Here is a 24,721-nt window from a genome sequence, read left to right as displayed (position 1 = left end):
ACGAACCACCGGGAGACACCTCATGACCAACTGGCGGATCAGGGATTTCCATTCGGCCGACCTTGACGGGATCCTGCACCTCTGGGAATCCCTCAAGGCCACGAATGTCGAGCCGGTCTACGCGCTCTCCGAGGTCCTCGCCTCGTGCGAGAAGGACCACGCCGTCGTCGCGGTGCAGGGCGAGCAGGTGGTGGGCGCCGCCGTCGGCCGCGCCGCGCACGACCAGGGCTGGATCGTCTTCCTGGCCACCCTGCCCGAGTTCCGCGGCCGCGGAATCGGCACCTCGCTGCTGGCCTCCGTGGAAAACCGGATGGCCCCGCACGGGCTGAACAAGCTCTCCGCGCTCATGCCGGAGTCCGAAACCCGCGTCGAGGCCTTCCTCAGCCGCGGCTTCGTGCTGAAGAAGAACCTGCGCTACTTCGAACGCAGGATCCCGGTCCAGCGCCAGGAACTCGAGCCGCTGAGCCAGCTGGGCGGCCGGATCCTTGCCCGCGACCTCTGGGAAAACGTCGCCGGCATGCGCAACGAGAAGGAACTCCTGGAGCGCCGCCTCGTGCTGCCGCTGGCCGAAGCCGACCTCGCGGACGAGTACGGTGTGGTCCCGCCGCGCGCGGTCGTGCTGTTCGGCCCTCCCGGCACCGGCAAGACGACTTTCGCCAAGGCAATTGCGTCCCGGCTGGAGTGGCCCTTTGTGGAGGTCTTCCCCTCCCGGCTTGCCTCCGATCCGATGGGCCTGGCCGGTGCCCTGCGCGAGACCTTCCTGGAGATCGCCGAGCTGGAACACGCCGTCGTGTTCATCGACGAGGTGGAGGAGATCGCCTCGCAGCGCTCCGGCGAGCCGCCGTCGCCGCTGCAGGGCGTCACCAACGAGCTGCTGAAAATCATTCCGGCCTTCCGCGAACAGCCCGGCCGGCTGCTGGTCTGCGCCACCAACTTCATCCGTGCCCTGGATTCCGCGTTCCTGCGCCACGGCCGCTTCGACTACGTCATCCCGATCGGCCTGCCGGACCGCCTGGCCCGCGAGGCCATGTGGCAGCGCTTTATCCCCGCCACTGTGGTGGACGATGTGGACGTGGAGCTGCTGGTGGACCGGACCGAAGGCTTCTCCCCCGCGGACATTGAATACGCGGCCCGGAGCGCTTCCCAGCGCGCGCTGGAGAGCGCCGTTTACGGAATGGACAGCGACGGCGGGGCGTCCGTCCGCGAGGCGGTCCGGAAAGGCCCGGCGACGCAGGACTACCTCGACGCGATCGCGGACACCCGCACCACGGTCAGCGCGGAAGTGCAGCAGGAGTTCCTCGAGGACATCGACCTGCTGGGCCGGGTCTAGCCCTCCGGGGTGCTGTCGTAGGAGAGGTTCTCGTAGTCGGTGTCGTCGGCCTCGTCGAGCATGTCATCGAGCTCCTCGAGCAGCCACGGGTTGATCCGGGCCAGGATCTTGCGGATTTCCTCCACGGGAACCGCGGCGTACAGCACCGGCCGGGCGTCGTCGTAGCGGGTGACCGGCGGCTTATCCGGCCACTTCTCCGCCAGCGCCTTGACCCGTTCGGGCAGGGAGTTGTGGGCGTTGTCGGCAATCTTGACCAGGGTGGCATCATGGTCCTCGGCGATGTAGCGGATCCCGGCCTGGTAGTCGTCCGGATTCTCGTGCAGGCGCTTCGTGACGCGCTCGATGATGTCCACGGCCCGCTCGGAAACGCCCATCTCCAGCAGCGCCTGCCGCGTCATCGGGGTGTCCTCCGCGATGTCGTGCAGGTATCCGGCGATCCGGATGTCGTCATCGAAGTCGGCCAGCGCATCGCCGACGGCGATCACGTGCTCGCGGTAGGGCCGCTTGAGCTTGTCCTTCTGCCGGTTGTGGGCCACCTCGGCGAGGACCCTGGCCGTCTGGACGGTAAAACCGGTCTTCGGCACGGCCGCTTCCATGAACTCTGGTTCTGACATGCTTCCAGCCTACGCGGCGGGGCCACCCATCCCCGGCCACACCCACGGCTCCCGCGGCAGGCCCGCGGGATCAAACACCCTCAGTGCCTGCTCCAAGGATCCCGCAGGCAAGCCCAGGGAGCCCAAGAGCATGTCCCGCACCTCGCCGACAGCGACCCCCAAAGCAGCAAGATCGGCGAGCGTAACCGCCCCGTCACGCTTGGCCAGCCGGGCGCCGTCGGCGTTCAGCACCAGCGGCACGTGGGCATATTCCGGAGCGGGAATATCTAAAAGGGAGGCCAGGTAGGCCTGCCGCGGGGTGGATGGCAACAGGTCGTCGCCCCGGACCACCTGGTCGATCCCCTGCGCGGCGTCATCCACCACCACGGCCAGGTTGTACGCGGTGACCCCGTCGTTGCGGCGGAGCACGAAGTCGTCCACCACCCCGGTGAAGCTGCCGTGCAGCACGTCCTGAACGGTCGCTTCTGCAACCGCCGCGCGGAGCCGGACCGCCGCAGGCCGGACGGCCCGTTTGCTGGCACGCTCGGCCTCGCCCAGGTTCCGGCAGGTGCCCGGGTACGCGCCCTGCGGGGCGTGCGGGGCGGACGGCGCCTCCTGGATTTCGCGGCGCGTACAGAAGCATTCGTAGGTCAGCCCGGCCGCGGCCAGCCGGTCGATCGCGGCGGCGTAGAGGTGCTCCCGGTCAGTCTGACGGACGACGCCGCCGTCCCAGTCCACCCCGATCGCCGCCAGATCACGGAGCTGCTCGGCCTCGGCCCCCGCACGGGCGCGGTCCAGGTCCTCAACCCGCATCAGGAAGCGCCGGCCGGTAGACCGGGCAAAGAGCCACGCGAGGATGGCCGTCCGGAGGTTGCCCACATGCAGCTCGCCGGAGGGGCTGGGGGCGAAGCGTCCGGCTGATGTCATGGGACAAGCCTATGCGGCGCAACACAAGAGCCCCTCAGCCACCGATGACTTCGGACATCCGACGTCGGTGGCTCAGGGGCTCTTGCCGTTATGGGTGTGCGGAAAGACGATGCGTGAACAAGAGTCAATCAGCGGCGGGCTCCTTGCGGGATGCCTCATCCAGGGTCCGGGAGGTGTGCCGGGGGATCTGTAGCCTTCGGGTGCCGGCGGTGGCCCGCATCCCTTGTTGCCACTATTCGAGCAGTAGTCATACAGTTGGCGCAACAGACACCGCGCCCATTGGTCAGATTGACCATTGGGAGCTTCGACTATTGGCAGGTAGTGGTCAGATTGCAGCAGCTCGACTCGACGGATCGCCGGATCCTCCTGGCCCTGGATGCGGATCCGCGGGTCCCCATCATGCTGCTGGCCCAGAAACTCGGCCTGGCCCGTGGAACTGTCCAGTCCCGCCTCGAGCGGATGACGGCGTCGGGCGCGCTCCGCCCGAACACCAGCCGTGTGCTGCCCTCCGCACTGGGTCGCGGAGTGGCGGCGGCGGTGAGCGCCGAACTGGACCAAAGCCACCTGGATGAAGCGATCGCCGCGCTGCGGAAAATCCCGGAGGTGCTCGAATGCCATGCGCCCGCAGGCGACACCGACCTGCTGATCCGGGTGGTGGCGACGAGCCCAGACGATCTCTACCGGGTTTCCGAGGAAATCCGGCTGTGTCCGGGGATTGTGCGGACGTCCACAAGCATGTTCCTGCGCGAGGTCATCCCCTACCGGACCACGGGGCTGCTGGAAGGCTAACCGCCCGGGTCAGACCGGCGGGCCGGTATTCGCTTTCAGGTTCTTCATGACCAGCGTCGAGGTCAGACGCTCGACGCCGGGCAGCGAGGTCAGCTCGGCGTCGTAAAAGCGCTGGTACGCCGGGAGGTCCTCCGCAATGACCTTGAGCAGATAGTCCGGCTCGCCGAACAGCCGCTGGGCCTCGACGATGTTGGGGTTCTCCGCCACGCGGTTCTCGAAGATCTCCATGGTGGCGCGGTCCACCTGACGCAGCGTGACAAACACAATCGCTTCGAAGCCCAGCCCGACGGCGGCCGGATCGATGTCGGCGCGGTAACCGCGGATGACGCCGGACGTCTCCAGCTCGCGAAGCCTTCGGTGGCACGGCGCCACGGTCAGCCCGACCTTCGCCGCAAGTGCCGTCGCCGTCATCCGGCCGTCTTCACGGAGGTTGCGCAAAATACTTCTGTCAATGTGGTCAATCACGCAATAACCTTACCGTCGACGCGGCTTTTCGGGCGAAATCAGTAAGCACTTCTGGCCCGAAAATTCCTAGGCTTACTCCTGTAACCCACCGTCAGGAGTCCGCCGTGAACCCCCAGCTATTCCTCGCTTTCATCGGCGTCGCCGTGGCCCTCGCGTGCACACCGGGCGTCGACTGGGCCTACTCCATCGCCGCCGGGCTCAAGGAACGCAGTTTCGTGCCCGCAGTAGCCGGCCTCTGCGGCGGCTACGTCGTACACACCGCACTCCTGGCCGCCGGGCTGGCCGCCGTGATCACGGGCATGCCCGGGCTCCTCAGCTGGCTTACGGTGGCGGGCGCGGGCTACCTGCTGTGGCTGGGCCTCAGCACGGTACGCTCTTGGCGGGGCGCCAGCTTCGGCGGGCAAACCGCCACCGCGCCGGCCCAGGCCAACCAGTTCCGGGTCTTCCTGCAGGGCATGGGCACCAGCGGCATCAACCCTAAGGGGCTGCTCTTCTTCGTTGCCCTGGTCCCGCAATTTGTCAGCCCCGACGCCGCCTTGTCCGTGCCGCTGCAGTCCGGCCTGCTGGGCCTTACCTTTGTCCTGCTGGTGGCCGTGATCTACAGCTGCGTGGCCCTCTTGGCCCGGAAGCTCTTGCACACCCGGCCCGGCGCGGCCCGCCGGGTGACGCTGGCCAGCGGAATCATCATGGTGGCGCTGGGCCTGGTGCTGCTGGGCGAACAGCTGGTGCCGCTGGTTGCGCAGATCGCCTGGCAGTAGCCCTTCGGCCTCCGCCAGGACGGGATCATTCCCCGTTCAACTGCTTCCATTCCTGTTCCCAAAGCCTGCGTTCTTCCACGTCCTTGCGGATGACCTCGAAGGTTCCCAGCTGGGCAGGCCGGCCGCGCAGCCAGTCGCGGGGATTCAGTGATTTGCGGCCGTTATCCAGGAGCAGCAAGGCGCGGTCCGTGAGGGCATCATTACGGAGCGCCAGGTGGGTCTTCCGCCGCCGGAGGACTTCCTTCAACGCCGCCTGGGAGGCCGTAGCGGCACCAAGGCGGCGCAGTGACCGGGCGCGGATCAGCAGCAGCGCGGCCGAGAGGTCGTCGGCATTCAGCAGGCCATCCGTCCAGACCATCACTTCCTTGTCCCGGCCCAGCGAGTACGCCACAGAGCACCGGGCCAGGGCCGCGGGCAGCGACGGCGGAAGCGAGACTGCGGTTTGCAGCGCTGCTTCCAGGTGACCTGTCTCCCGCAGGGAGTGCGAAAGCGCCAGGAACACCGCTTCCTCGCTGAAGAGAACCGGAACCTCGATGCGCTCGGCTACCTCGACCCGGGTGACCACGCGGGTCAGATAGCCGGACGCGAACTGGTTGGCGTCGTCGTCGTTGCCGGTGGTGAGTCCGCGCTGGAGGAGCTCCGAGGCCCGCAGGTAGCCGCCCTGCTTGTGCGCCAGGAGGCCGGCCAGCACGTAGCAAAGCCCGGCCCACCCTGGGTAGGCGCGGCCCAAGGCGATCAGCCGGTTGGGGTCGGTGTTGTGGAAGGTCGCCTCGTAAACCGCCTTCGCCGCTTTCCCGGGCATCCGCTTAAGCCGGGGTGTGGCGCCGTCCACGCTGAGCAGCGCACCGTTCCGGCCGCCCAGGGCGGTGTGCAGGATGCCGCCGACGCCGTCTGCGATGTCCCGCACCGGCGTGCGGACCTGCGGGCTGCCGAACGGGGTGAGGTCGCGGGTGTCGCGATAGATGGGTCCTGGGGACTGTCCGGCGCTCATTCTTCCATGCTAGTAGTGCGCCCTTGGCAGCCGGCGGAACGGCTAACTGGCCGCAGCCACCCAGACGCCGATCACCCAGGTGCTCGCGGCAAGGCAGGCCAGACCGAACTCCACCAGCATGCCCACACCCGTGGCTTTCAAAGCCGCCCAGCTGGTGGTCATGGCGGTCCGGAAATCGCGGGTGCGGTGGGATTCGCTGAGCAGCAGGCCGGCGGCGAAACCCACGAACAGTCCTACTACCGGGATGAGGAACATGCCCACCACTCCAAAGACCAGGCCTGTCACCACGCTGCGGCTGGGAATGCGGTGTTCCTTGAGTTTGCGGCCGGTCAGCACAGCGCTGGCCGCCATTCCCGCCAGCACCAAGGCCAGGCCCACGCCAAAGACCACCCAGCCGGTGGTTCCGGCACCGCCCCACAGCGCCCAGGCCAGCAGGCCGAGGCCGATCAGGATGCTTCCGGGAAGCACAGGGATGACGATGCCCGCCACGCCCACCAGAATGGCGAGCCCACAGAGGACGGTAACGATGATCTCGGGGTTCATGCCCCCAGTTTAGGGTTGGCCACGGCGGCGGTTGGTTACTCCGCCTCCACCACCGCCGCGGCGGTTGGTTACTCCGCCTCCACCACCGCCGCGGCGACGGCCGCCGACACGGCCGGGGCCACGCGCGGGTCCAGCGGGCTCGGCACGATGTAGTCGGCAGAGAGGTCGTCCTCGGCCAGGTCGGCGATGGCGCGGGCCGCGGCGAGCTTCATCGCCGGAGTGATGCGGCGGGCGCCGGCGTCGAGGGCGCCGCGGAAGATGCCGGGGAATGCCAGCACATTGTTGATCTGGTTGGGGAAATCGCTGCGGCCCGTGGCGACGACGGCCGCATACTTGGACGCGACCTCCGGCAGCACTTCGGGATCCGGGTTGGAGAGAGCAAAAACGATCGCGCTGTGGTTCATCAGCTTCAGGTGCTCCTCGTCCAGCCGGGAGGAGGAGACGCCGATGAACACGTCCGCGCCGAGCAGCGCCTCGCCGGGGCCGCCGGCGACGCCGCGGGGGTTGCTGCGGGCGGCCAGCTGGGCCTTCTTGCTGGCCGGGTCCGCGGCGATGTCCGCGCGGTCCCGGTTGATCACGCCGCGGGAGTCCAGCAGCACGACGTCGTCGATTCCGGCGGTCAGCAGGATTTCGGCGACGGCAATCCCGGCAGCACCGGCGCCGGAAACCACCACGCGGAGTCCCGTGAGCTCGCGGGACGTCACCTTCGCAGCACCGGTCAGCGCGGCGAGGACGACGACGGCGGTGCCGTGCTGGTCATCGTGCATGACGGGGCAGTCGAGGGCATCGATCAGCTTTTCCTCGAGCTCGAAGCAGCGCGGCGCTGAAACGTCCTCAAGATTAACCGCGCCGAAGCTGGGCCGCAGCCGGACCAGCGTCTCGACGATCTCGTCGACGTCGGTGGTGTTGAGGACCAGCGGGATGGAGTCGAGGTCGCCGAACGCCTTGAAGAGGGCAGACTTGCCTTCCATGACGGGCAGCGAGGCGCTGGCGCCGATGTTGCCAAGGCCCAGCACCGCGGTGCCGTCGCTGACCACGACCACGAGGCGCTGGGCCCAGGTGAGGGTCTTGGCCAGTTCAGGGTTGGCTGCGATGGCACGGCTGACCTGGGCGACGCCGGGCGTGTAGGCGATGGACAGATCGCGCTTGCTGGCGAGAGGGACGGTGCTGGAAATCGAGAGCTTGCCGCCCTGGTGGGAGGCGAAGATCTCCTCGTCGCTGAGCGCCGCTACCGGCGCTTCTGCGGCCCCTTCGGGGGCAGTGGGATCGGCGGGAATGGTCGTTTCAATGGACACGTCGTTGTCTCCTGGGGCTCACCGTGGACGTACGGCACTTGGCTGCTGGGGCACAGGGTGCCCGAGATGGTCTGGCGGAACTCCGGCGGCGGCCCCGGGGTGGCGGGCCTGCGGGTGAAGCTCCAGGAAGTGCTGGCGCTCGCGCCGCTCCGGTTCTGCCATGGTAAGCAACGCGGTCCCCGGCGGGAGATTCGGCCGGACACATTCCGGTAACTGGTCTAGACCAGCTGCGCGGCCTGGCGGCCCCGGGCCAGCAGGGAGCATGCCTTCTTCAGGTCCTCCTCGGCCTCGAAGAGTGAGAGCCGGCGGCACCGGACGGATTGCACCAGGCCGGTGACGGTGAGCAGCAGGACACGCGAGACGGCGGGGTCGCCACTGACTGCGGTCACTGCCTTCTCCGCCGTCGCGTCGATGTCCCGGAGCAGGCGGGTGGTGTCAGTGTCTTTCGCGTAGACCGCGCGGGTCAGGCATTGCTCTACCGCGGGCTGCATGAGGCGCATGTGGAAGATTTCCATCACCGCGCCCACCAGGGCGTGGACCGGGACCCTGGTCCCCGCCGGCCATTCGCCAAGGTGCAGCTCGCCGAGTTGCTTGCGGTACAGGGCCAGCATCAGCTGCGTCGAGGAGGGGAAATAGCGGTACAGGGTGCCCAGCGGTACATCAGCCCTGGCCGCCACCTCGGAGAGAACCACGGAGTCGAGTCCCTTGCGGGCAAAGCCGGCCGCGACATCGAGGATCCGCGCATAGCGCAGGCGCTGCCGGGGCAGGGTGGGCGGCGGGGCCATTGGTGGAAGATCCGAAGGGAATTCAGGCATCAGCAGCGTTCCGGGGTCGTTTTTCTCGGCAGCCGGGAGGATTAGTCCACAGCACTGCCGCGGCGATCCCGTCCACTATACGGCACGGTATGGGCCCGTTTGCCAGTCACACGGACCCCCGGACCGCCTAGTCCACGCCCTTGATCTTGACCACGAAGACAGCGCCGAGCAGCCCGATCACCGCGGCCGCGACGTACAGCGAAACGTACCCACCCCAGAGCGCCACAAAGGGATAGGCAATGAGCGGCGCGATCACCTGCGGCAGCGAATTGGCGATGTTGATGACCCCCAGGTCCTTGCCCCGGTTAAGCGCCGTCGGCAGCACCTCGGTAATCAGGGCGAAGTCCACCGCGAGGTAAGAGCCGAAGCCGATGCCCAGCACCGAGGCGCCGATCAGCGCCCCGGGCCAGGTCGGGGCGAAGGCAAGGATCAGCGCGGCCGCCGCGATAACGGCCGAGGAGAGGATCACGAGCGGTTTGCGCCGGCCCATCCGGTCACTGAGTCGGCCGCCGACCACACTCGTGATGATCACCATGACCGCGTACAGGCCGGTGAGGATCAGGACGCCGAACTCCGCCTCGATGCCCTGCGTCTGGGGCAGCCGCACGGCGTCGGTGAGGAAGAACAGCAGGTACAGCGTCACCATGTGGTTGCCGATGTTCACGAGCAGGCGGGTGAGCCAGGCCCAGGCGAAATCCGGGTACCGGGCCGGGGAGATCCAGAAACTCCTGGCGAATTCGCCCAGCTTGAACGGCGGCCGGCCGTGCCGCGGCAGCGCGACGTCGTCGTTCTGGAAGAAATACAGTCCGACGCCGGCCAGCAGCGCCACGGCGCAGAACGCGTAGCCGAGCGCGAAGTTACCGGAGACGACGGCGGCGATCACGGCGCCGATCAGGATGCCCACGGTCTGGCCCATTGCGGCGAGCCCTCCCACGGTGCCGCGCTGCGGTACCGGAACCCGGTCCGGGATGGCCGCGGTGATGGCGGCGTAGGCTCCGTTGCAGCCGGCCTGCACGAGGCACCAGAGAATGGTCATGACCGCGACATTCGGGGCGCCGGCGAGCGCCGTGAGGGCGGCCGCGCCAAGGATGGCGCCGAAGAGGACCCACGGCACCCGGCGGCCGCGGCGCGCAACCGTCCGGTCGCTCAAGGCGCCGAACAGGGGGTTGGCCACGAGCGACACGGCCGCCCCCGCCCCGGTCACGAGGGCCAGGATTGCTTCCTTTTCGCCCTCGTTGAAGGCCGCCGCCTGCTGGCCGAGCAGCACCTGCAGCGGGCCGAAGAACGCCGCGTTGATGCCCACGTTGACCAGGACCACGCCCGCCGTCCAGACCGGGCGGACACGGCGCTCCGGCTCGGCAAGGGCGGGCGCGGCGGCATTGGACAGGCTCATGTGGTTCCCCCCGGAACTGATGACTGAAGCTGATGATCAGTGTGGGCCCAGACTATCGTGGGCAGCAACGCCCACCGCCTATTCACCCAGCCCAGGAGAAACCAGTGCCAAACAAACCCTCAAACCCCGTCAACACCGCCGACCTCTACGACGAGCGGGGCGAGGAGCTGGACTCCATCTCCCTGCAGTTCCAGTCGCTCGGCGGCCACACCCACTTCAGCGGACCGGTCCGGACCATCCGTTGCTTCGAGGACAACGCCCTGGTCAAGGCCACGCTGGGCACGCCGGGCAACGGCGCCGTCCTGGTGGTCGATGGCGGCGGCTCGCTGCGCACCGCGCTGATGGGGGACCTGATCGCGGCGAGCGCCGTCGAGAACGGCTGGGCCGGCGTCGTGATCAACGGTGCCATCCGGGACCGGGTGGCGGTCGCCGGCCTGGCACTCGGGGTGAAGGCGCTCGGCAGCAACCCGCGCAAGAGCGCCAAGGCAGGCGCCGGGGAGACCGACGTGGAGCTGGAGATCGACGGCGTCGCCGTCCGACCCGGCCAGCTGATCTGGTGCGACCCGGACGGGATCCTGCTGGAACGCTGAGAGGGGGGCGGCAACGCCCAGGGAGCCAGTGCGGGCGGGAACAAAGCAGGCCCTAAGATAGTTACTGAAAGCAACCTTCCTGCTTGACCCCAAAAACTTCCCCTTGGAGCGGTTATGTCCAAAACCACGTCCTCACGCCTGCCCGGAGAGGTCTTGACGCACCGTCAGACCATCACCGTCATGGTGGGCCTCATGCTCGGCATGTTCCTGTCCTCCCTGGACCAGACGATCGTGTCCACGTCGATTTACACCATCGCAAACGACCTGGACGGCCTCTCGCTGCAGGCCTGGGCAACGACGGCGTACCTGATCACCTCCACCGTCAGCACGCCGCTTTACGGCAAGCTCAGCGACATCTTCGGCCGGCGGCCGCTCTACCTCGCCGCGATCCTGATCTTCCTGGCCGGCTCGCTCTACGCCGGCTCGGTCCACTCGATGACCGAACTCGCGATCGCCCGCGGCATCCAGGGCATGGGCGCCGGCGGCCTGTTGGCCCTCGCGCTGACCATCATCGGTGACATCGTGGCGCTTAAGGACCGCGCCAAGTTCCAGGGCTACTTCATGTCCGTCTTCGGCATCTCCTCCGTGCTGGGCCCGGTGATCGGCGGCGCCTTTGCCGGTTCCGCCAACATCCTGGGCTTCGACGGGTGGCGCTGGGTCTTCTTCATCAACATCCCGATCGGCCTGGCCGCCCTCGCCGTCGTCTTCCTGTACCTGCACCTGCCGGCCAAGCACCTCAAGCAGAAGATCGACTACTGGGGCGCCGCCGCCATCACCCTGGCGATCGTGCCGCTGCTCCTCGTCGCCGAACAGGGCCGGACCTGGGGCTGGAACTCCACCGGCGCCTTCCTCTGCTACGGACTCGGCATCATTGGCATCGTCGCGTTCCTGCTGGCCGAGAAACGCGCCGGCGACTACGCCCTGATCCCCCTCCGGCTGTTCCAGAACATCACCTTCGGGCTCTCCTCGCTGCTGAACTTCATCATCGGCGTCGGCATGTTCGGTGCGATCGCGATGCTGCCGATGTACCTCCAGCTGGTCAAGGGCCTCACCCCCACCGAGGCCGGGCTCATGATGATCACCTTCACGGTGGGCATCCTCACCGGGTCCATCACGGCCGGCCGGACCATTTCGGCGTCCGGCACCTACCGGATCTTCCCGATCCTGGGCACCGCAGTGCTGACCGCGGCCGCCGTCGTCATGGGACTCTCGCTGGGCGTGGATACGCCGCTCTGGGTCCCCGGCGCGATTGCCGTGTTCTTCGGCCTGGGCCTGGGCTTCTGCATGCAGCCGCTCACCCTCGCCATGCAGGTCTCCGTTCCGGCCAAGGACATGGGCGTGGGCACCTCCTCCGCCGCGTTCTTCCGCTCCATGGGCGGCGCCGTGGGGACTGCGGTGTTCATCTCGATGCTGTTCAGCCTCGCGGCGGACAAGATCGCCACCGGCATGAAAGCCGCCGCGCAGAACTCGGACTACCTCAAAGTGCTCAAGGACCCGGCCGTTGCCGCCGACCCCGCGAACGCCAAGCTTTACGAGTTCTTCAAGAACGGCGCCAGCAACGACTCGCTGAACGACACAAGCTGGCTGCACACAGCGAACGCCAGCCTGACCCGGCCGATCACTGAAGGATTCGCCCAGTCGATCGACGCCGTCATGCTCACCGCCGCCGTGCTCACCGGCATCGCCTTCCTGATTAGTTTCGCGCTGCCGAACAAGAAGCTCACGGACCCGAAGGTAGCCGCCAAGGAGGCCGTCCCCGCGCACTAGGACACACGCCGCAACGCGTCAGGGCAGGCAGTCTTTTGGACTGCCTGCCCTCGCTTTTTGCCGCCGGGACGCGGCGGTCCACGGCCGCCGACGTCGAAAGTCTGCTCCGCGTGACGCGGCCGGTGGGCGGCGCGGCGCACCTCCTCCGGAATTGTAAGCTTGCTCTCATTTTCCTGCCCTGTGACATGCATCGCGGCATCCCCGGTGTCAGACTGGGTAGTTGCGGCGTGAGCCGCTGACCACGAATTGCCGAGGGAGCCACATGACCACCACCCAAGACCAGACCGTCGCCAAGATCCCCAAGCGGGTCATTTGGCTGGCCGTGGCGGGCGCCGTTGGCGGCTTCCTCTTCGGCTTCGATTCCTCGGTCGTCAACGGCGCAGTCGACGCCATCAAGGAAGAATTCGCGCTCAGCGAGGCCGTGACCGGGTTCGCCGTCGCCGTCGCCCTGCTTGGCTGCGCGGCCGGCGCCTACCTGGCTGGCAAGGTCGCGGACCGCTACGGCCGCATCCCCGCCATGAAGCTCGGCGCGCTGCTGTTCCTGGTCAGCGCCTTCGGCACCGGTTTCGCGTTCGGCGTTTGGGACCTGATCTTCTGGCGCCTCGTCGGGGGCCTGGGAATCGGCCTCGCGTCGGTGATCGCCCCCGCCTACATCTCCGAGATTTCGCCGCGCCACGTGCGCGGCCGGCTGGCGTCGCTGCAGCAGCTCGCCATCACCACCGGTATCTTCGCGGCGCTGCTCTCCGACGCCTTGTTCGCCAACTTCGCCGGCGGCGCCGACCAGAACCTGTGGTTCGGCATCGAGGCCTGGCGCTGGATGTTCATCGCCGGCGCCGTCCCCGCCGTCGTCTACGGCTGGATCGCCTTCACGCTTCCCGAATCGCCGCGGTTCCTCGTGTTCAAGGGCAAGGACGAGGAAGCCCTCAAGGTCTTCGAATCCATCGCGCCGGACGAGGACACCGACCGCCACCTGCGTGACATCAAGAAGGCCATCGAGGAGGACAAGCTCGCCGGCCAGAAGGGCTCGCTGCGCGGCAAGGCGCTGGGCCTGCAGCCGGTGGTGTGGATCGGCATCATCCTGTCGGTGCTGCAGCAGTTCGTCGGCATCAACGTGATCTTCTACTACTCCACGACGCTCTGGAAGGCGGTGGGCTTCCAGGAGAAGGACTCGCTCACGATTTCCGTGGCCACCGCGATCACCAACATCTTGGTCACCCTGGTCGCCATCGCCCTGGTGGACCGGATCGGCCGCCGCCCCATCATGCTGGCAGGCTCGATCGGCATGGCCGTCTCGCTGGCGACCATGGCCTTCGCCTTCGGGTCCGCCACCGGATCCGGCGATGCGATCACGCTCCCCGGCGCCTGGGGCCCCGCCGCCCTGGTGGCCGCCAACGTCTTCGTCATCAGCTTCGGCGCCTCCTGGGGCCCGCTCGTCTGGGTGCTGCTGGGTGAAATCTTCCCCTCCCGGATCCGCGCCCGCGCCCTGGGCCTGGCCGCGGCTGCCCAGTGGATCGCGAACTTCGCCATCACGCTGAGCTTCCCCGTGATGGCGGCGGCCTCGCTGCCGCTGACCTATGCCATGTACGCCTTGTTCGCGGCGGCGTCGTTCTTCTTCGTGATGTTCAAGGTGCCGGAAACCAACGGCATGGCGCTGGAGCACGCGGAAACGCTGTTCGTGCCGAAGGGCTCCGCCAAGAAGTAGAGCCGCGCGCCACAGAGGCGCGAACGTACACTTGAGGCCCATGTTCCGCGGAAACATGGGCCTCAAGTGTACGTTCGCGCTTTGGGCGGGGCGGGTTAGACCAGGTGCGGCTCGTGCGAGCTCAGGTACCGGCGTCCGCCGAGCACCACAGCGATCGCCAGCGCCATAGCGACCGCCGCGGCGAAGAACGGAACCTGGGGCCCGAAGTGCTCACCCAGCTGCGCAGCGGCGAACGGCGCCAACGCGCCGCCCATCCAGCGCACGAAGTTGTACCCGGCCGAGGCCACGGGCCGGGGCGAGTCCGACACGCCCATGGCCAGCTCGGTGTAGATCGTGTTGTTGATCCCCAGCAGGGCGCCGGAGGCCACCACGAGGACGACGACGGCGGGCACCGAATGCCCCGCGGCCAGGCCGAGGCCGGCCAGGTCCAGGAGCAGCAGGGCCAGCGTGCCGCTCAGCACCCGGACAGCCCCGAAGCGGCGCTGCAGCGCGGGAGCCACGAACACCGAGAAGACGGCGACGGCGACACCCCAGCCGAAGAACACGCCGCCGATCCCGTAGGCGTCCATCCCCAGGATGAACGGGGTGAAGGCGAGGATGGTGAAGAAGCCGTAGTTGTAGAACAGCCCGCTGGCCGCCGTCGTCCGCAGCCCCTTGTGGCCCAGCGCCAGCAGCGGATCCCGGAGCCGGACCTTCCGTTCCGGCAGCGGGGTCTTGGGCAGCAGGGCGATCAGCGCGATGAAGGCCGAGGCCATCAGGACGGCGGTGCCGAAGAATGGGGCACGCCACTGCCACCCACCCAGCAGGGCGCCCAACAGCGGGCCGAGCGAAATGCCCAGGCCCAGGGCGGCCTCGTAGAGGATGATGGCGGTCCCGGCGCCCCCGCTGGCGACGCCGACGATCACGGCCAGGGCGGTGGCGACGAAGAGCGCATTGCCCAGCCCCCAGCCGGCACGGAAGCCGACCAGTTCGGTCACGCTGCCGGAGAGGCCGGACAGCGAGGCGAACACCACGATGATGGCGAGGCCGGCCAGCAGCGTGCGCTTGCCGCCGATCCGGGAGGAGACGAAGCCGGTGATCAGCATGGCGATGGCCGTGACCATGAAATAGCTGGTGAAGAGCAGGGACACCTGGCTGGGGGTGGCGTCGAGGTTCTTGGCGATGGCAGGCAGGATGGGATCCACCAGCCCGATCCCCATGAAGGCAAACACCGCCGCCAGGGCCGTCGCCCAGACCGCCTTGGGCTGCTTGAGTAGCGAGGCTTTTTCGGCCTCAAGGGTTGATGTTGCTTCCGGCGCGGGGGCCGTGAGCTGGCCGTCCATGGAGGGCGCTCCTAAGGTTGTGGGTTCTTGCTGTCGTTGTTCCTTGCAGGCAGGGGCCTGGCTGTCAGGGCTGCAGGGTCTCGTTGATCTTGCCGATCACCGGGATGGCGGCCGCGAGGGCCTGCCGTTCCGCATCGCTGAGTGAGCCCAGGATCCCTGCCATCACCGCGTTGCGGCGGGTGTTGGCCGATTCGACGGCGGCGTGGCCCTCGGCGGTGAGCTTGACGCGGACGGCCCGGGAGTCGGCCGGATCCGCCTCACGCCGGACCAGCCCGGCGCGTTCGAGCTTGATGATCTGCTCGGTGGCGCTCGGAACCTTGACCCCGAGGTTGCGGGCAATTTCACCCACCCGCACGCCATTGGCTTCACCACGGGCTTCGGCACTGCCTTCGGAGCTGTCCAGCAGCATCTTGAGCGTGCTGAGCTGGGCGGCGCTGAGTTCGCCGTCGGCGTCCAGGCGCCGCACCAGGTAGATGCTGTGGCGCAGGGCCTCCCGGAAATCCCGGGAGAGGGCGAGCAGGCCGGCGTCCGGCAGCGGGTGTTCACTCATACTTAGGGAGCCTAACAGTTAGGCGTCCTAAGAGTCAACGGCGCTGTCGGCCGCCGCCTGCGCTGCCGCTAGAGCAGCAGCTTCATGCCCTCATGGCTGGCCGCGAACCCCAGCCGCTCGTAGAAACGGTGCGCCGCCGTCCGCGACTTGTCCGTGGTGAGCTGCACCAGGGAACAGCCCCGCCGCCGCGCCTCCCCGAGCGCCCACTGCACCATGGCGGCGCCGACGCCCTGGCCCCGCAGTTCGCCGGCGACCCGCACGGCCTCGAGCTGGGCACGCCACGAGCCGCGCCGGGACAGCCCGGGCAGGAAGCTGAGCTGGAAGGTCGCCACCACGCGGGGCCCCGCCCCGTGCTCCGGTGTCAGTTCTCCGACCACCAGCAGGTGGGCCGGATCGGCGTCGATCGCGTCGAAGGCCCTCTGGTACGGCGCCAGCTCCGCAGCATCCTCGCGCGAGGAGCCCAACTGGTCGTCGGCCAGCAGCCGGAGAATGGCGGGCAGGTCCGCGCGGGCGGCGGGGCGCAGCCGGAACGTCCCGCCGTCGACGCCGAATGTTAGCAGCGCGGCCTGGTCGGCCGAATTTGAAGTCACCCGCCCAGCTTGCCATGACGCAATGCTTGACACCCGACAAGACCGCCGGCGCTCCGAAGCTGTACTTTGGAAAGGCTGATTTGTAACCGCCGTCACCTTCGGCGGACCACACAAAGGATTGTTGACATGCCCGAACAGACAACCGCGGAGCAGAGAACTGCCTCCAGCCGGGACACCGAGCCCCACCTTGCACGCTCGTTGAGCAACCGGCACATCCAGCTCCTGGCCATCGGCGGCGCCATCGGCACCGGCCTCTTCATGGGCTCCGGCAAGACCATCTCGGTGGCCGGGCCGTCCGTGATCTTCGTGTACATGATCATCGGCTTCATGCTGTTCTTCGTGATGCGCGCCATGGGCCAGCTGCTGCTGTCCAACCTGAACTACAAGTCCTTCAGCGACTTCGCCGGCGACCTTCTGGGCCCCTGGGCCGGTTTCTTCACCGGCTGGACCTACTGGTTCTGCTGGGTGGTCACCGGGGTGGCGGACGTGATCGCGATTGCGGGCTACGCCGAGCAGCTCTGGCCCGGTATCCAGCTGTGGGTCCCGGGAATCGCGACCATCATCATCCTGCTGCTGCTGAACCTTCCGACCGTCAAGGCCTTCGGCGAGACGGAATTCTGGTTCGCCCTGATCAAGATCGTGGCCATCGTGGCGCTGATCGCGGTGGGCCTGGTCATGATCTTCACCGGCTTCCAGTCCAACGCCGGCACCGCGGGGTTCAGTAACCTGTGGAGCCACGGCGGGCTGTTCCCCAAGGAGTTCATGGGCTTCGTGGCCGGTTTCCAGATCGCCGTGTTCGCCTTCGTGGGCATCGAGCTGGTGGGCACGGCCGCGGCCGAGACCAAGAACCCGGAGCACAACCTGCCCCGCGCCATCAACGCGATCCCGCTGCGCGTCATGCTGTTCTACGTGGGCGCCCTCATCATCCTGATGTCCGTCACCCCGTGGACCGGCTTCAAGGCCGGCCAGAGCCCGTTCATCGCCATGTTCTCCCTCGCCGGCCTCGGCATGGCCGCCACCGTGGTGAACCTCGTGGTGCTGACCTCCGCGATGTCCTCGGCCAACTCCGGCATCTACTCCACCTCCCGGATGGTCTACGGCCTGGCCAACGACGGCGACGCCCCCAAGCTCTTCGGCCGCCTCTCCAGCCGCAAGGTCCCGCAGAACGCGCTGTTCCTGTCGTGCGTGCTGCTGCTGGCCGGCGTCGCGCTGCTGTATGCGGGCAAGGACGTGGGCGTGGCCTTCGACATGGTCACCACCGTGTCCGCCGTCTGCTTCATGTTTGTCTGGAGCATCATCCTGGCCAGCTACCTCGTGTTCCGGAAGCGCCGGCCGGAGCTGCACGCGGCCTCGACGTTCAAGATGCCCGGCGGCATCCCGATGGTGTGGGTCGTGTTCGCGTTCTTCGCGTTCCTGGTCTGGGCGCTGACCACGCAGCCGGACACCCTCGTGGCCCTACTGGTCACGCCGCTCTGGTTCGCGGTCCTGGGTGCCGCGTTCGCCGTCGTCCGCCGCTCGCCGCTGCACCAGGCGCGGGTGGCCGAATGGAAGGCGATGGCCGACGGCGAGACCGCCGCCGCCAGCCGCGTCTGACGCTCCCGCAGATCCCCGGCTTAAATAACGGGCCCTCCCTCACATCTTGTGAGGGAGGGCCCGTCGTTTTCCGCGAAAGGTGAGGGAGGGTCCGGCTAGACGGCGGCCTTGGCTTCCTCGACGAGGGCACAGACGGCCGGGAACAGCGGGTGCCCCGAGTCCAGGCCGGTGATCTTCGTCGTGGCGTCTTCCGGGGTGGAGGAATTCAGGATCTGCGCCAGCTCCACGGCCTCGGCGTCGGCCGGGTCGTTGAAGCGCAGCGCGGCGGCGATCGCACCGAGCAGCGCCTCGGGGACGATCCCGCGCTCGGCCAGCTCCGCCGCGGGACCGATGAAGCGCTCGTGCCGGCTGAGTTTGCGCAGCGGTGCCCGCCCCACCCGGTTCACGGTGTCCGGAAGGTGCGGGTTGGAGAACCGGCCCAGGATCTTCTGCACGTAGGCTTCCTGCTCCTCGCGGTTGAAGCCGTGCTTGGCCACCAGCAGTTCCTTGGTCTCGTCGAGCACCGCACGCACATCGGCGGCGACGTCCTGGTCCGCCATGGCCTCGGAAATCTTGGCCAGCCCGGCCTCGAATCCGAAGTACGCGGCCGAGGCGTGCCCGGTGTTCACGGTGAAGAGCTTCCGCTCGATGTAGGGCGCCAGGTCGTCCACGAAGGTCGCCCCCGGAATGACCGGTTCCTTGCCCGCGAACGGGGTTCGGTCGATGACCCACTCGTAGAACGTCTCCACCGTGACGTCCAGGCCCTGCCCGGCCTCCTGGTTGGGCACGATCCGGTCCACCGCCGTGTTGGCGAACACGGCGGCGGCGTCCAGCGAACCGGCGGCCGGATCCCATTGGGCGGAAATTTCGGACTTCAGGATGTCGGTGGCGTTGATCGCGTTCTCGCACGCCATCACCTGCAGCGGCGCCAGCCCGGCCGCCCGTGCCGCGATCCCCTTGGCGATCACGGGCGCCACGAACTTGAGGATGTGCGGGCCCACCGCGGTGGTGACGATGTCCGCCGTCGCGATTTCCGCGACGACGTCGGCTTCCTGGGTGCCGGAGTTCAGCGCACGGAAGTTGTCCACCGTCCGCACGGCGGGGCTGTCCCCCACCTCGTGGACCTGGTAGCTGTCCGCCGCGGCGAGCTGGGTGATGAGGGCATCCGCGACATCCGCGAACACCACCTCATACCCGGCCTCGTGCAGCAGCAGTCCGACGAATCCACGGCCGATGTTCCCGGCTCCGAAATGAACAGCCTTCACTAGGAATTTACCTTTCCGAACAGGTCGAGCACTTCGTCGACGGTGGTGGCCGCCTCCAGCTGGGCGACCTGTGCCTTGTTGGTGAAGACCTTGGCGATCGAGGAGAGGATCTGGAGGTGCTCGTTGTTGATGCCGGCGACTCCGACGACGAACTTGACCTCTTTGCCGTTCCAGTCGATGCCGTTCGGGTAGCGGATCACCGACACCGCGGACTTCATGATGTGGTCCTTGGCGGCGTTGGTGCCGTGCGGGATCGCGAGGTAGCTGCCCATGTAGGTGGAGACGGATTCCTCGCGCTCATGCATGGCGTCCAGGTAGCCGGCGTCTACAGCGCCGCGGTCCAGCAGCAGCTGGCCCGCCTCGTCGATCGCGGCGTCACGGGTGGTTGCCGTGCCGCTGAGGATCACGCTCTCAGCCACCAGGATGCCGGACGGGCCGGCTTCGGCTTCGGGCTCCGCTTCCGGTGCCGCCACTCCGGACGCCACGGCCGTGCCGGCGCCCGCAGCGCCCGCACCCGCAGCCCCTGCGTCCAAGGCCGCACCGGAGGCGTCGGCCGGCGCGTTGCTGGTCCGGACCAGCTCCACGATCTCGTCGTACCGCGGCGAGTTCATGAAGTTGTCCACCGAGACGTGGACGGCGCTGGACGTCGCGGGTTTGGCCCGTTCGGTCAGGTCCTGGTGCGTGATGACGACGTCGTAGGTGTCGCTCAGGTTCGCGATCGCGGAGTTGGTGACCTTGACGTCCGGATATCCGGCGGCCTTGATCTTGTTCCGCAGCACCGAGGCGCCCATGGCGCTCGAGCCCATGCCGGCGTCGCAGGCGAAGACGATGTTCTTGACCGGACCGGCCAGCACCGCCACGCCGCCGGCACCCGCACCGCCACCGACGAGGGCGGAGGGGACGGAGCTCTTCTTGCCCTTCATGGCTTCCATCCGGGTGGTCGCGGCGCCAAGTTCGTCACCTTCGACATCCTTGCTGGACTTGAGGATGACGGAGGCAATCAGGAAGGACACGGTCGCGGCCAGCAGCACGGACAAGGCCACGCCAAAGTAGCTGTCCGGCGGGGTCGCGGCGAAGACCGCGATGATGCTTCCCGGGGCGGCCGGGGAGCGCAGGCCCGCACCGGTCAGGACGAGGGTGAAGATGCCGGTCATGCCGCCGCCAATCGCGGCGAGGATGATGACCGGCTTCATCAGCACGTACGGGAAGTAGATTTCGTGGATGCCGCCGACGAACTGGATCAGCGCGGCACCGGGGGCCGAGGCCTTGGCCATGCCCTTGCCGAAGATCATGTAGGCGAGCAGGACGCCCACGCCCGGGCCGGGGTTGGCCTCAAGCAGGAACAGGATGGACTTGCCCTGGGCGAGCGCCTGTTCGGTGCCCAGCGGGGTCAGGATCCCGTGGTTCACGGCGTTGTTCAGGAACAACACCTTCGCGGGCTCGATGAAGATGCTCGTGAAGGGCAGCAGGCCGTTGTTGACCAGGAACTCGACGACGGCGCTGGCGCCGTTGCTGAAGGCCTTCACCACCGGGCCGATCACCATCATGCCGAAGATGGCCATGACGGCAGCGACGATGCCCGCGGTGAAGTTGTCGATCAGCATCTCGAAGCCGGGCTTGACCTTGTTCTCCCAGAGGCTTTCGATCTTCTCCATGATCCACGCCGTCAGCGGCCCCATGATCATGGCGCCGATGAACATTGGGATATCCGTTCCGACGATCACGCCCATGGTGGCGGCCGCGCCGACCACGCCGCCGCGCACACCGTAGACCATGCGCCCGCCGGTGTAGCCGATCAGGAGCGGCAACAGGTAGGTGATCATCGGGCCGACCAGCTTGGCCAGGTCGGCGTTGGGGGTGAAGCCCGCCGGGATGAAGAAGGCGGTAATGATGCCCCAGGCGATGAAGGCGCCGATGTTGGGCATGATCATTCCGGACAGGAAGGTGCCAAATTTCTGCACACCGACCCTGATACTGGTCCGGGGTTTCGCAACGGTCTCTGTTGCCATGTGATTTCCTAACCGTGGTTCCTGCTGCACCGCAGGATTGTCCGATATTTTCGACGAGCTAGCTGGTGGAGCTGGTGGAGATCCGGTGAAGCCATTCGAGAAAGAGCTTGAGTTCAGAGCTGGACAGCTGGTCCGAGTGGGAGGCCTGCAGCGCCGCATTCAGGGCGATGGCCGCTACCACCACCGGGGATTTCCCGGAGTCCTCCGGCCCGGCTTCCCGGGCCTGCTCCGTGGACACCGCAAAGATCATCGCGTCGCGGGTCATGGCGGAGAGTTCGAGGTTGCGCTCCGGCGCCTTCTCCGTGATCAGCATGAGGGTCACGCCAACATTGGCAGCCAGGATGCTCCTCGCCGCCTCCCGGGGCGGGACGTTGAGCTGGCCGGCGACGGCGGCCTTGTTCAGCATTTCTTCCATGAGCGCCTCAGCGTCGGCCACGACGGCGGGACGGCTCTCGGGGCGGATGTTGCCGAACATGACGAGGTACAGTTCCGGCTGCTTCAGCCCGAACTGCACGTGCTGGTCCCACATCCGCCGGATGTCCTCCAGCGGCTGCCCGGACGGAGCGAAGTCGCGTTCGCCGGCCACGTACTCCTCGAAACCTGCGGCCACGACGGCGTCGAACAGCCCCTCCTTGTCACCGAAGTGGTGATAGAGGGTGGGGGCAGTCACCCCCGCCAGCTGCGTGATCTGGCGCGTGGAGACCGCGGCTCCCCCGGACTTGGCCAGCAATCCGGCAGCTGCACGCAGCAGCCGGATTTTGGGCGGTAACTGGCCATCGATACTCATAACCGCTACCCTAGCACCTATAGCAACGCTATATGAAGTGCATCACATACACTTTTTTCAGGTACCGCAAGTTGCCGGTTGACGTAGTAGACAGCCGCAGGAAATCTAGGATCTAGCGGTTCAGTGGCGGCACCTGGACTGACTTACTGGCTCACGGCAGAGAATGAGGACTTTCAGTGCAGAACTTCCAAGGAGTAGGCGTCAGCCCCGGCCGGATCATCGGCACCATCCGCCAGATGCCGAAACCGGTCAGTGAGCCGCCGGCGGGCGAACAGCTTCCGGCCGGCGTCTCCGCCGAGGAGGCCACGGCGGCGCTAAAGGCGGCGGCGAAGGCCGTGCACGACGAGCTCAAGGCGCGGTCCGAGACGGTCAGCGGCGACGGCAAGGCCGTGCTGGAAGCCACCGCGCTGATGGCGACGGACACCATGCTGCTGAAGTCCGCCGCCAAGCTGATCGGCCGCGGGACCTCCAACCAGCGCGCCATCTGGGAAGCCGGCGCGTCCGTCTCGGAGATGCTGCACAACCTGGGCGGCTACATGGCCGAGCGGGCCACCGACGTCCTGGACGTGCGGGCGCGGATCGTGGCCGAGCTGCGCGGCGTGCCCGCCCCGGGAATCCCCTCCGCCGCCACCCCGTTCATCCTGATTGCGGAGGACCTGGCTCCGGCGGACACGGCCACGCTCGATCCCGAAAAGGTGCTCGCACTGCTTACCGCCGGCGGCGGCCCGCAGTCGCACACCGCGATCATCGCCCGCTCCCTCGGCCTGCCCGCCGTCGTCGCTGCCGCCGGCGTCGACGCCCTGCCGGACGGCACGGAGGTCTACGTCGACGGCGCCGCCGGGACCATCACGGCGGAACCGGACGCCGCCCAGCGCGCCGCCGCGGAGCATTGGGCCGCGACCGCGTCGCTGCTGGCGGACTTTGACGGTACCGGCACGACGGCGGACGGCCACCTCGTGCCGCTCCTGGCCAACGTCGGAGGCGGCAAGGACGCCGTGGCCGCCGCCGGGCTCAACGCCCAGGGCGTGGGCCTGTTCCGGACCGAGTTCTGCTTCCTCGAACGGGACACCGAACCCTCCGTGGAAGAGCAGGCCGCCGCCTACAAGGGCGTCTTCGACGCCTTCCCCGGCAAGAAGGTGGTGCTCCGCACCCTCGACGCCGGCGCGGACAAGCCGCTTCCGTTCCTGACCGACGCCACCGAGCCCAACCCTGCCCTCGGCGTCCGCGGCTACCGGACCGACTTCACCACCCCGGGCGTGCTGGAACGCCAGCTGCAGGCCATCGCCCGGGCGGAGCAGGAATCCGAGGCGGACGTCTGGGTAATGGCACCGATGATTTCGACGGCGGAGGAAGCCGCACGTTTCGCGTCCCTGTGCGCCGCCGCCGGGATCAAGACCCCCGGCGTCATGGTGGAGGTGCCCTCCGCGGCGCTGACCGCGGAGGCCATCCTCCGGGAAGTGTCCTTCGCGAGCCTGGGCACCAACGACCTGACCCAGTACGCCATGGCCGCGGACCGGCAGTTGGGCCCGCTCGCCGCGCTGAACACCCCGTGGCAGCCGGCCGTGCTCCGGCTCGTGGGCCTGACGGTCGAAGGTTCCGCCGCCGAAGGCCACGGCAAACCGGTGGGCGTCTGCGGTGAGGCCGCGGCGGATCCGGCCCTCGCCGTCGTGCTGACCGGGCTGGGCGTCACCACCCTGTCGATGACGGCGCGTTCCATCGCGGCCGTGGCAGCGGTGCTGAAGACGGTGACCCTGGCCGAGGCTCAGGAGCTGGCCAAGCTGGCCCTTTCCGCCCCGAGCGCCACCGAGGCGCGCGCCTGGGTCCGGGCCAAGCTTCCGGTACTGGAAGAACTGGGCCTGTAACCGGAGCGTGAGCCCGCACCCGGGGCGCTAGGATGCACTCCATGACACTGATTGCTCCCCGGGTGACCGCCGGGCTCCCGGCCGAGGACGCACAAAAACTCCAGTACGCGCTCAACGGCAGCAACGACATCACCGTCTTCGTCGACGGCACCGTGCACCGCCTGCCGCCCGCGGCGAGGGATGCCGTCGTCGACCTGCTGGGCCGCTTCAGCCGGGGCGAGTCGGTCACCGTCAGCAGCGTGGAGGAGATGCTGACCACCTCGAAGGCCGCGGAGCTGGCGGGCATCTCGCACACGTACCTGCGGAACATGACGGACCGCGGCGAGATCCCGGTAGAGTACCGCGGCACGCACCGGCGGATCCGGCTGGCCGACATCATGGCGTGGCTGGAGACGCAAAAGAAGAAAACCGCGGCGGAAAATACGGCACCCGCGGCCGTCGGCGACTCTGCTCTCAGCAAAGGTAGCGGCGGCGCGGATGCTTCGTGACAGCGTGATAAGGATCAAACAACGATCCCGTCCCGGCGCGGAAACGCGGCAGAGACCGGGGTTACGCTTGAATTGTGGGTAAGTTCAGAGGGTGGCACATCCTGGCCGGCATCGCCGCCATGGTGCTCACCGGCATCCTCGGAACGGTGATGGGGCTGAACAACACCGCGGCCTTCATGGCCAGCTGCGTCGCATTCGTAGCTGTCGCCCTGTGGACGGACAGCCGGATATCGCGCCGGAGGCGCACAGCGCGGGAGACGGCGCCCGGCGCCGCGCCCGGCCCGGAGCGGAATTCCGCGCTCCGGGACGAACGCTGAC

Annotated in this window: 24 protein-coding genes; 10 read left to right on the top strand and 14 right to left on the bottom strand. The window is 67.9% G+C overall.

Going from position 1 to position 24,721, the window contains the following annotated elements:
• Positions 1–22 precede the first annotated feature (22 nt).
• Complete coding sequence (locus HNO80_RS14365) at positions 23–1,330, top strand: ATP-binding protein (RefSeq protein ID WP_175323529.1); 1,308 nt, start codon at positions 23–25, stop codon at positions 1,328–1,330.
• Here HNO80_RS14365 and HNO80_RS14360 read toward each other — a convergent pair.
• Both HNO80_RS14360 and gluQRS read right to left on the bottom strand, forming a co-directional pair.
• Positions 1,327–1,944 (bottom strand): HD domain-containing protein, encoded by a 618-nt coding sequence (locus HNO80_RS14360; RefSeq protein WP_249777356.1) that lies wholly within the window; start codon positions 1,942–1,944, stop codon positions 1,327–1,329. The genes HNO80_RS14365 and HNO80_RS14360 overlap by 4 nt on opposite strands.
• Positions 1,945–1,953: 9 nt before the next feature.
• Positions 1,954–2,850 carry a tRNA glutamyl-Q(34) synthetase GluQRS gene (gene gluQRS, locus HNO80_RS14355; protein ID WP_175323528.1) on the bottom strand — a complete coding sequence of 299 codons (897 nt, stop codon included), beginning with the start codon at positions 2,848–2,850 and terminating at the stop codon, positions 1,954–1,956.
• A gap of 330 nt (positions 2,851–3,180) precedes the next feature.
• Here gluQRS and HNO80_RS14350 point away from each other — a divergent pair, with 330 nt between their 5' ends.
• The gene (locus HNO80_RS14350) at positions 3,181–3,639 is read left to right on the top strand and encodes an Lrp/AsnC family transcriptional regulator (protein ID WP_175323546.1); all 459 of its coding nucleotides are present in this window, start codon (positions 3,181–3,183) and stop codon (positions 3,637–3,639) included.
• Positions 3,640–3,648: 9 nt separating this feature from the next.
• Here the strand turns inward: HNO80_RS14350 and HNO80_RS14345 are convergent, their stop codons facing one another.
• Complete coding sequence (locus HNO80_RS14345) at positions 3,649–4,104, bottom strand: Lrp/AsnC family transcriptional regulator (RefSeq protein WP_175323527.1); 456 nt, start codon at positions 4,102–4,104, stop codon at positions 3,649–3,651.
• Positions 4,105–4,208: 104 nt separating this feature from the next.
• Here HNO80_RS14345 and HNO80_RS14340 point away from each other — a divergent pair, with 104 nt between their 5' ends.
• Positions 4,209–4,862, top strand: coding sequence for a LysE family translocator (locus HNO80_RS14340; RefSeq protein WP_175323526.1), 654 nt, complete (start codon positions 4,209–4,211; stop codon positions 4,860–4,862).
• 25 nt (positions 4,863–4,887) lie between these two features.
• Here the strand turns inward: HNO80_RS14340 and HNO80_RS14335 are convergent, their stop codons facing one another.
• The 5 genes from HNO80_RS14335 to HNO80_RS14315 all read right to left on the bottom strand — a co-directional run bounded on the left by HNO80_RS14335 (position 4,888) and on the right by HNO80_RS14315 (position 9,899).
• A complete protein-coding gene (locus HNO80_RS14335; protein WP_175323525.1) occupies positions 4,888–5,853 on the bottom strand; it encodes a hypothetical protein in 966 nt (321 codons plus the stop codon).
• A 42-nt stretch (positions 5,854–5,895) separates the two neighbouring features.
• A complete protein-coding gene (locus tag HNO80_RS14330; protein ID WP_175323524.1) occupies positions 5,896–6,396 on the bottom strand; it encodes a DUF456 domain-containing protein in 501 nt (166 codons plus the stop codon).
• Positions 6,397–6,464: 68 nt separating this feature from the next.
• The gene (locus HNO80_RS14325) at positions 6,465–7,673 is read right to left on the bottom strand and encodes an NAD(P)-dependent malic enzyme (protein WP_175323545.1); all 1,209 of its coding nucleotides are present in this window, start codon (positions 7,671–7,673) and stop codon (positions 6,465–6,467) included.
• A 236-nt stretch (positions 7,674–7,909) separates the two neighbouring features.
• Positions 7,910–8,506, bottom strand: coding sequence for a TetR/AcrR family transcriptional regulator (locus tag HNO80_RS14320; RefSeq protein ID WP_175323523.1), 597 nt, complete (start codon positions 8,504–8,506; stop codon positions 7,910–7,912).
• 127 nt (positions 8,507–8,633) lie between these two features.
• Positions 8,634–9,899 carry an MFS transporter gene (locus HNO80_RS14315; protein WP_175323522.1) on the bottom strand — a complete coding sequence of 422 codons (1,266 nt, stop codon included), beginning with the start codon at positions 9,897–9,899 and terminating at the stop codon, positions 8,634–8,636.
• Positions 9,900–10,003: 104 nt separating this feature from the next.
• On the opposite strand from HNO80_RS14315, the gene rraA reads away from it, so the two are divergent.
• The 3 genes from rraA to HNO80_RS14300 all read left to right on the top strand — a co-directional run bounded on the left by rraA (position 10,004) and on the right by HNO80_RS14300 (position 13,958).
• Positions 10,004–10,489, top strand: coding sequence for a ribonuclease E activity regulator RraA (gene rraA, locus HNO80_RS14310; protein WP_349627361.1), 486 nt, complete (start codon positions 10,004–10,006; stop codon positions 10,487–10,489).
• Between the two features lie 114 nt (positions 10,490–10,603).
• Positions 10,604–12,256: an MDR family MFS transporter gene (locus HNO80_RS14305; RefSeq protein ID WP_175323520.1), complete on the top strand. Its 1,653-nt coding sequence runs from the start codon at positions 10,604–10,606 to the stop codon at positions 12,254–12,256.
• A gap of 262 nt (positions 12,257–12,518) precedes the next feature.
• Positions 12,519–13,958 (top strand): sugar porter family MFS transporter, encoded by a 1,440-nt coding sequence (locus tag HNO80_RS14300; RefSeq protein WP_175323519.1) that lies wholly within the window; start codon positions 12,519–12,521, stop codon positions 13,956–13,958.
• Between the two features lie 95 nt (positions 13,959–14,053).
• Here HNO80_RS14300 and HNO80_RS14295 read toward each other — a convergent pair whose 3' ends face one another.
• The 3 genes from HNO80_RS14295 to HNO80_RS14285 form a co-directional block, all read right to left on the bottom strand.
• Positions 14,054–15,280: an MFS transporter gene (locus tag HNO80_RS14295; RefSeq protein WP_175323518.1), complete on the bottom strand. Its 1,227-nt coding sequence runs from the start codon at positions 15,278–15,280 to the stop codon at positions 14,054–14,056.
• Positions 15,281–15,344: 64 nt separating this feature from the next.
• Positions 15,345–15,830, bottom strand: coding sequence for a MarR family winged helix-turn-helix transcriptional regulator (locus HNO80_RS14290; protein ID WP_175323517.1), 486 nt, complete (start codon positions 15,828–15,830; stop codon positions 15,345–15,347).
• 68 nt (positions 15,831–15,898) lie between these two features.
• Entirely contained in the window at positions 15,899–16,420 is a 522-nt protein-coding gene (locus HNO80_RS14285; RefSeq protein ID WP_349627360.1) for a GNAT family N-acetyltransferase, read from the bottom strand.
• Between the two features lie 126 nt (positions 16,421–16,546).
• Here HNO80_RS14285 and HNO80_RS14280 point away from each other — a divergent pair, with 126 nt between their 5' ends.
• Positions 16,547–18,013, top strand: coding sequence for an amino acid permease (locus HNO80_RS14280; protein ID WP_175323516.1), 1,467 nt, complete (start codon positions 16,547–16,549; stop codon positions 18,011–18,013).
• 95 nt (positions 18,014–18,108) lie between these two features.
• On the opposite strand, the gene HNO80_RS14275 is transcribed toward HNO80_RS14280, so the two are convergent.
• The 3 genes from HNO80_RS14275 to HNO80_RS14265 are packed head-to-tail and all read right to left on the bottom strand — an operon-like array spanning position 18,109 to position 22,053.
• Positions 18,109–19,257: a mannitol-1-phosphate 5-dehydrogenase gene (locus tag HNO80_RS14275; RefSeq protein ID WP_175323515.1), complete on the bottom strand. Its 1,149-nt coding sequence runs from the start codon at positions 19,255–19,257 to the stop codon at positions 18,109–18,111.
• Positions 19,257–21,266 (bottom strand): PTS mannitol transporter subunit IICBA, encoded by a 2,010-nt coding sequence (locus HNO80_RS14270; protein ID WP_175323514.1) that lies wholly within the window; start codon positions 21,264–21,266, stop codon positions 19,257–19,259. Before HNO80_RS14270 ends, HNO80_RS14275 begins: the two co-directional genes overlap by 1 nt.
• 58 nt (positions 21,267–21,324) lie before the next feature.
• A complete protein-coding gene (locus HNO80_RS14265) occupies positions 21,325–22,053 on the bottom strand; it encodes a TetR/AcrR family transcriptional regulator (RefSeq protein WP_175323513.1) in 729 nt (242 codons plus the stop codon).
• Positions 22,054–22,229: 176 nt separating this feature from the next.
• On the opposite strand from HNO80_RS14265, the gene ptsP reads away from it, so the two are divergent.
• The 3 genes from ptsP to HNO80_RS14250 all read left to right on the top strand — a co-directional run bounded on the left by ptsP (position 22,230) and on the right by HNO80_RS14250 (position 24,720).
• Positions 22,230–23,915 (top strand): phosphoenolpyruvate--protein phosphotransferase, encoded by a 1,686-nt coding sequence (ptsP, locus tag HNO80_RS14260; protein ID WP_175323512.1) that lies wholly within the window; start codon positions 22,230–22,232, stop codon positions 23,913–23,915.
• A 41-nt stretch (positions 23,916–23,956) separates the two neighbouring features.
• A complete protein-coding gene (locus HNO80_RS14255) occupies positions 23,957–24,403 on the top strand; it encodes a helix-turn-helix domain-containing protein (protein ID WP_249777355.1) in 447 nt (148 codons plus the stop codon).
• 74 nt (positions 24,404–24,477) lie between these two features.
• The gene (locus tag HNO80_RS14250; protein ID WP_175323511.1) at positions 24,478–24,720 is read left to right on the top strand and encodes a hypothetical protein; all 243 of its coding nucleotides are present in this window, start codon (positions 24,478–24,480) and stop codon (positions 24,718–24,720) included.
• Position 24,721 lies beyond the last annotated feature (1 nt).

Source organism: Arthrobacter sp. C9C5, from assembly GCF_013359735.1.
In the GTDB taxonomy this organism is placed as follows: Bacteria; Actinomycetota; Actinomycetes; order Actinomycetales; family Micrococcaceae; genus Arthrobacter.
The sequence above is the reverse complement of the archived record's forward strand: the minus strand, read 5'-3'. Positions and strand labels throughout refer to the sequence as shown.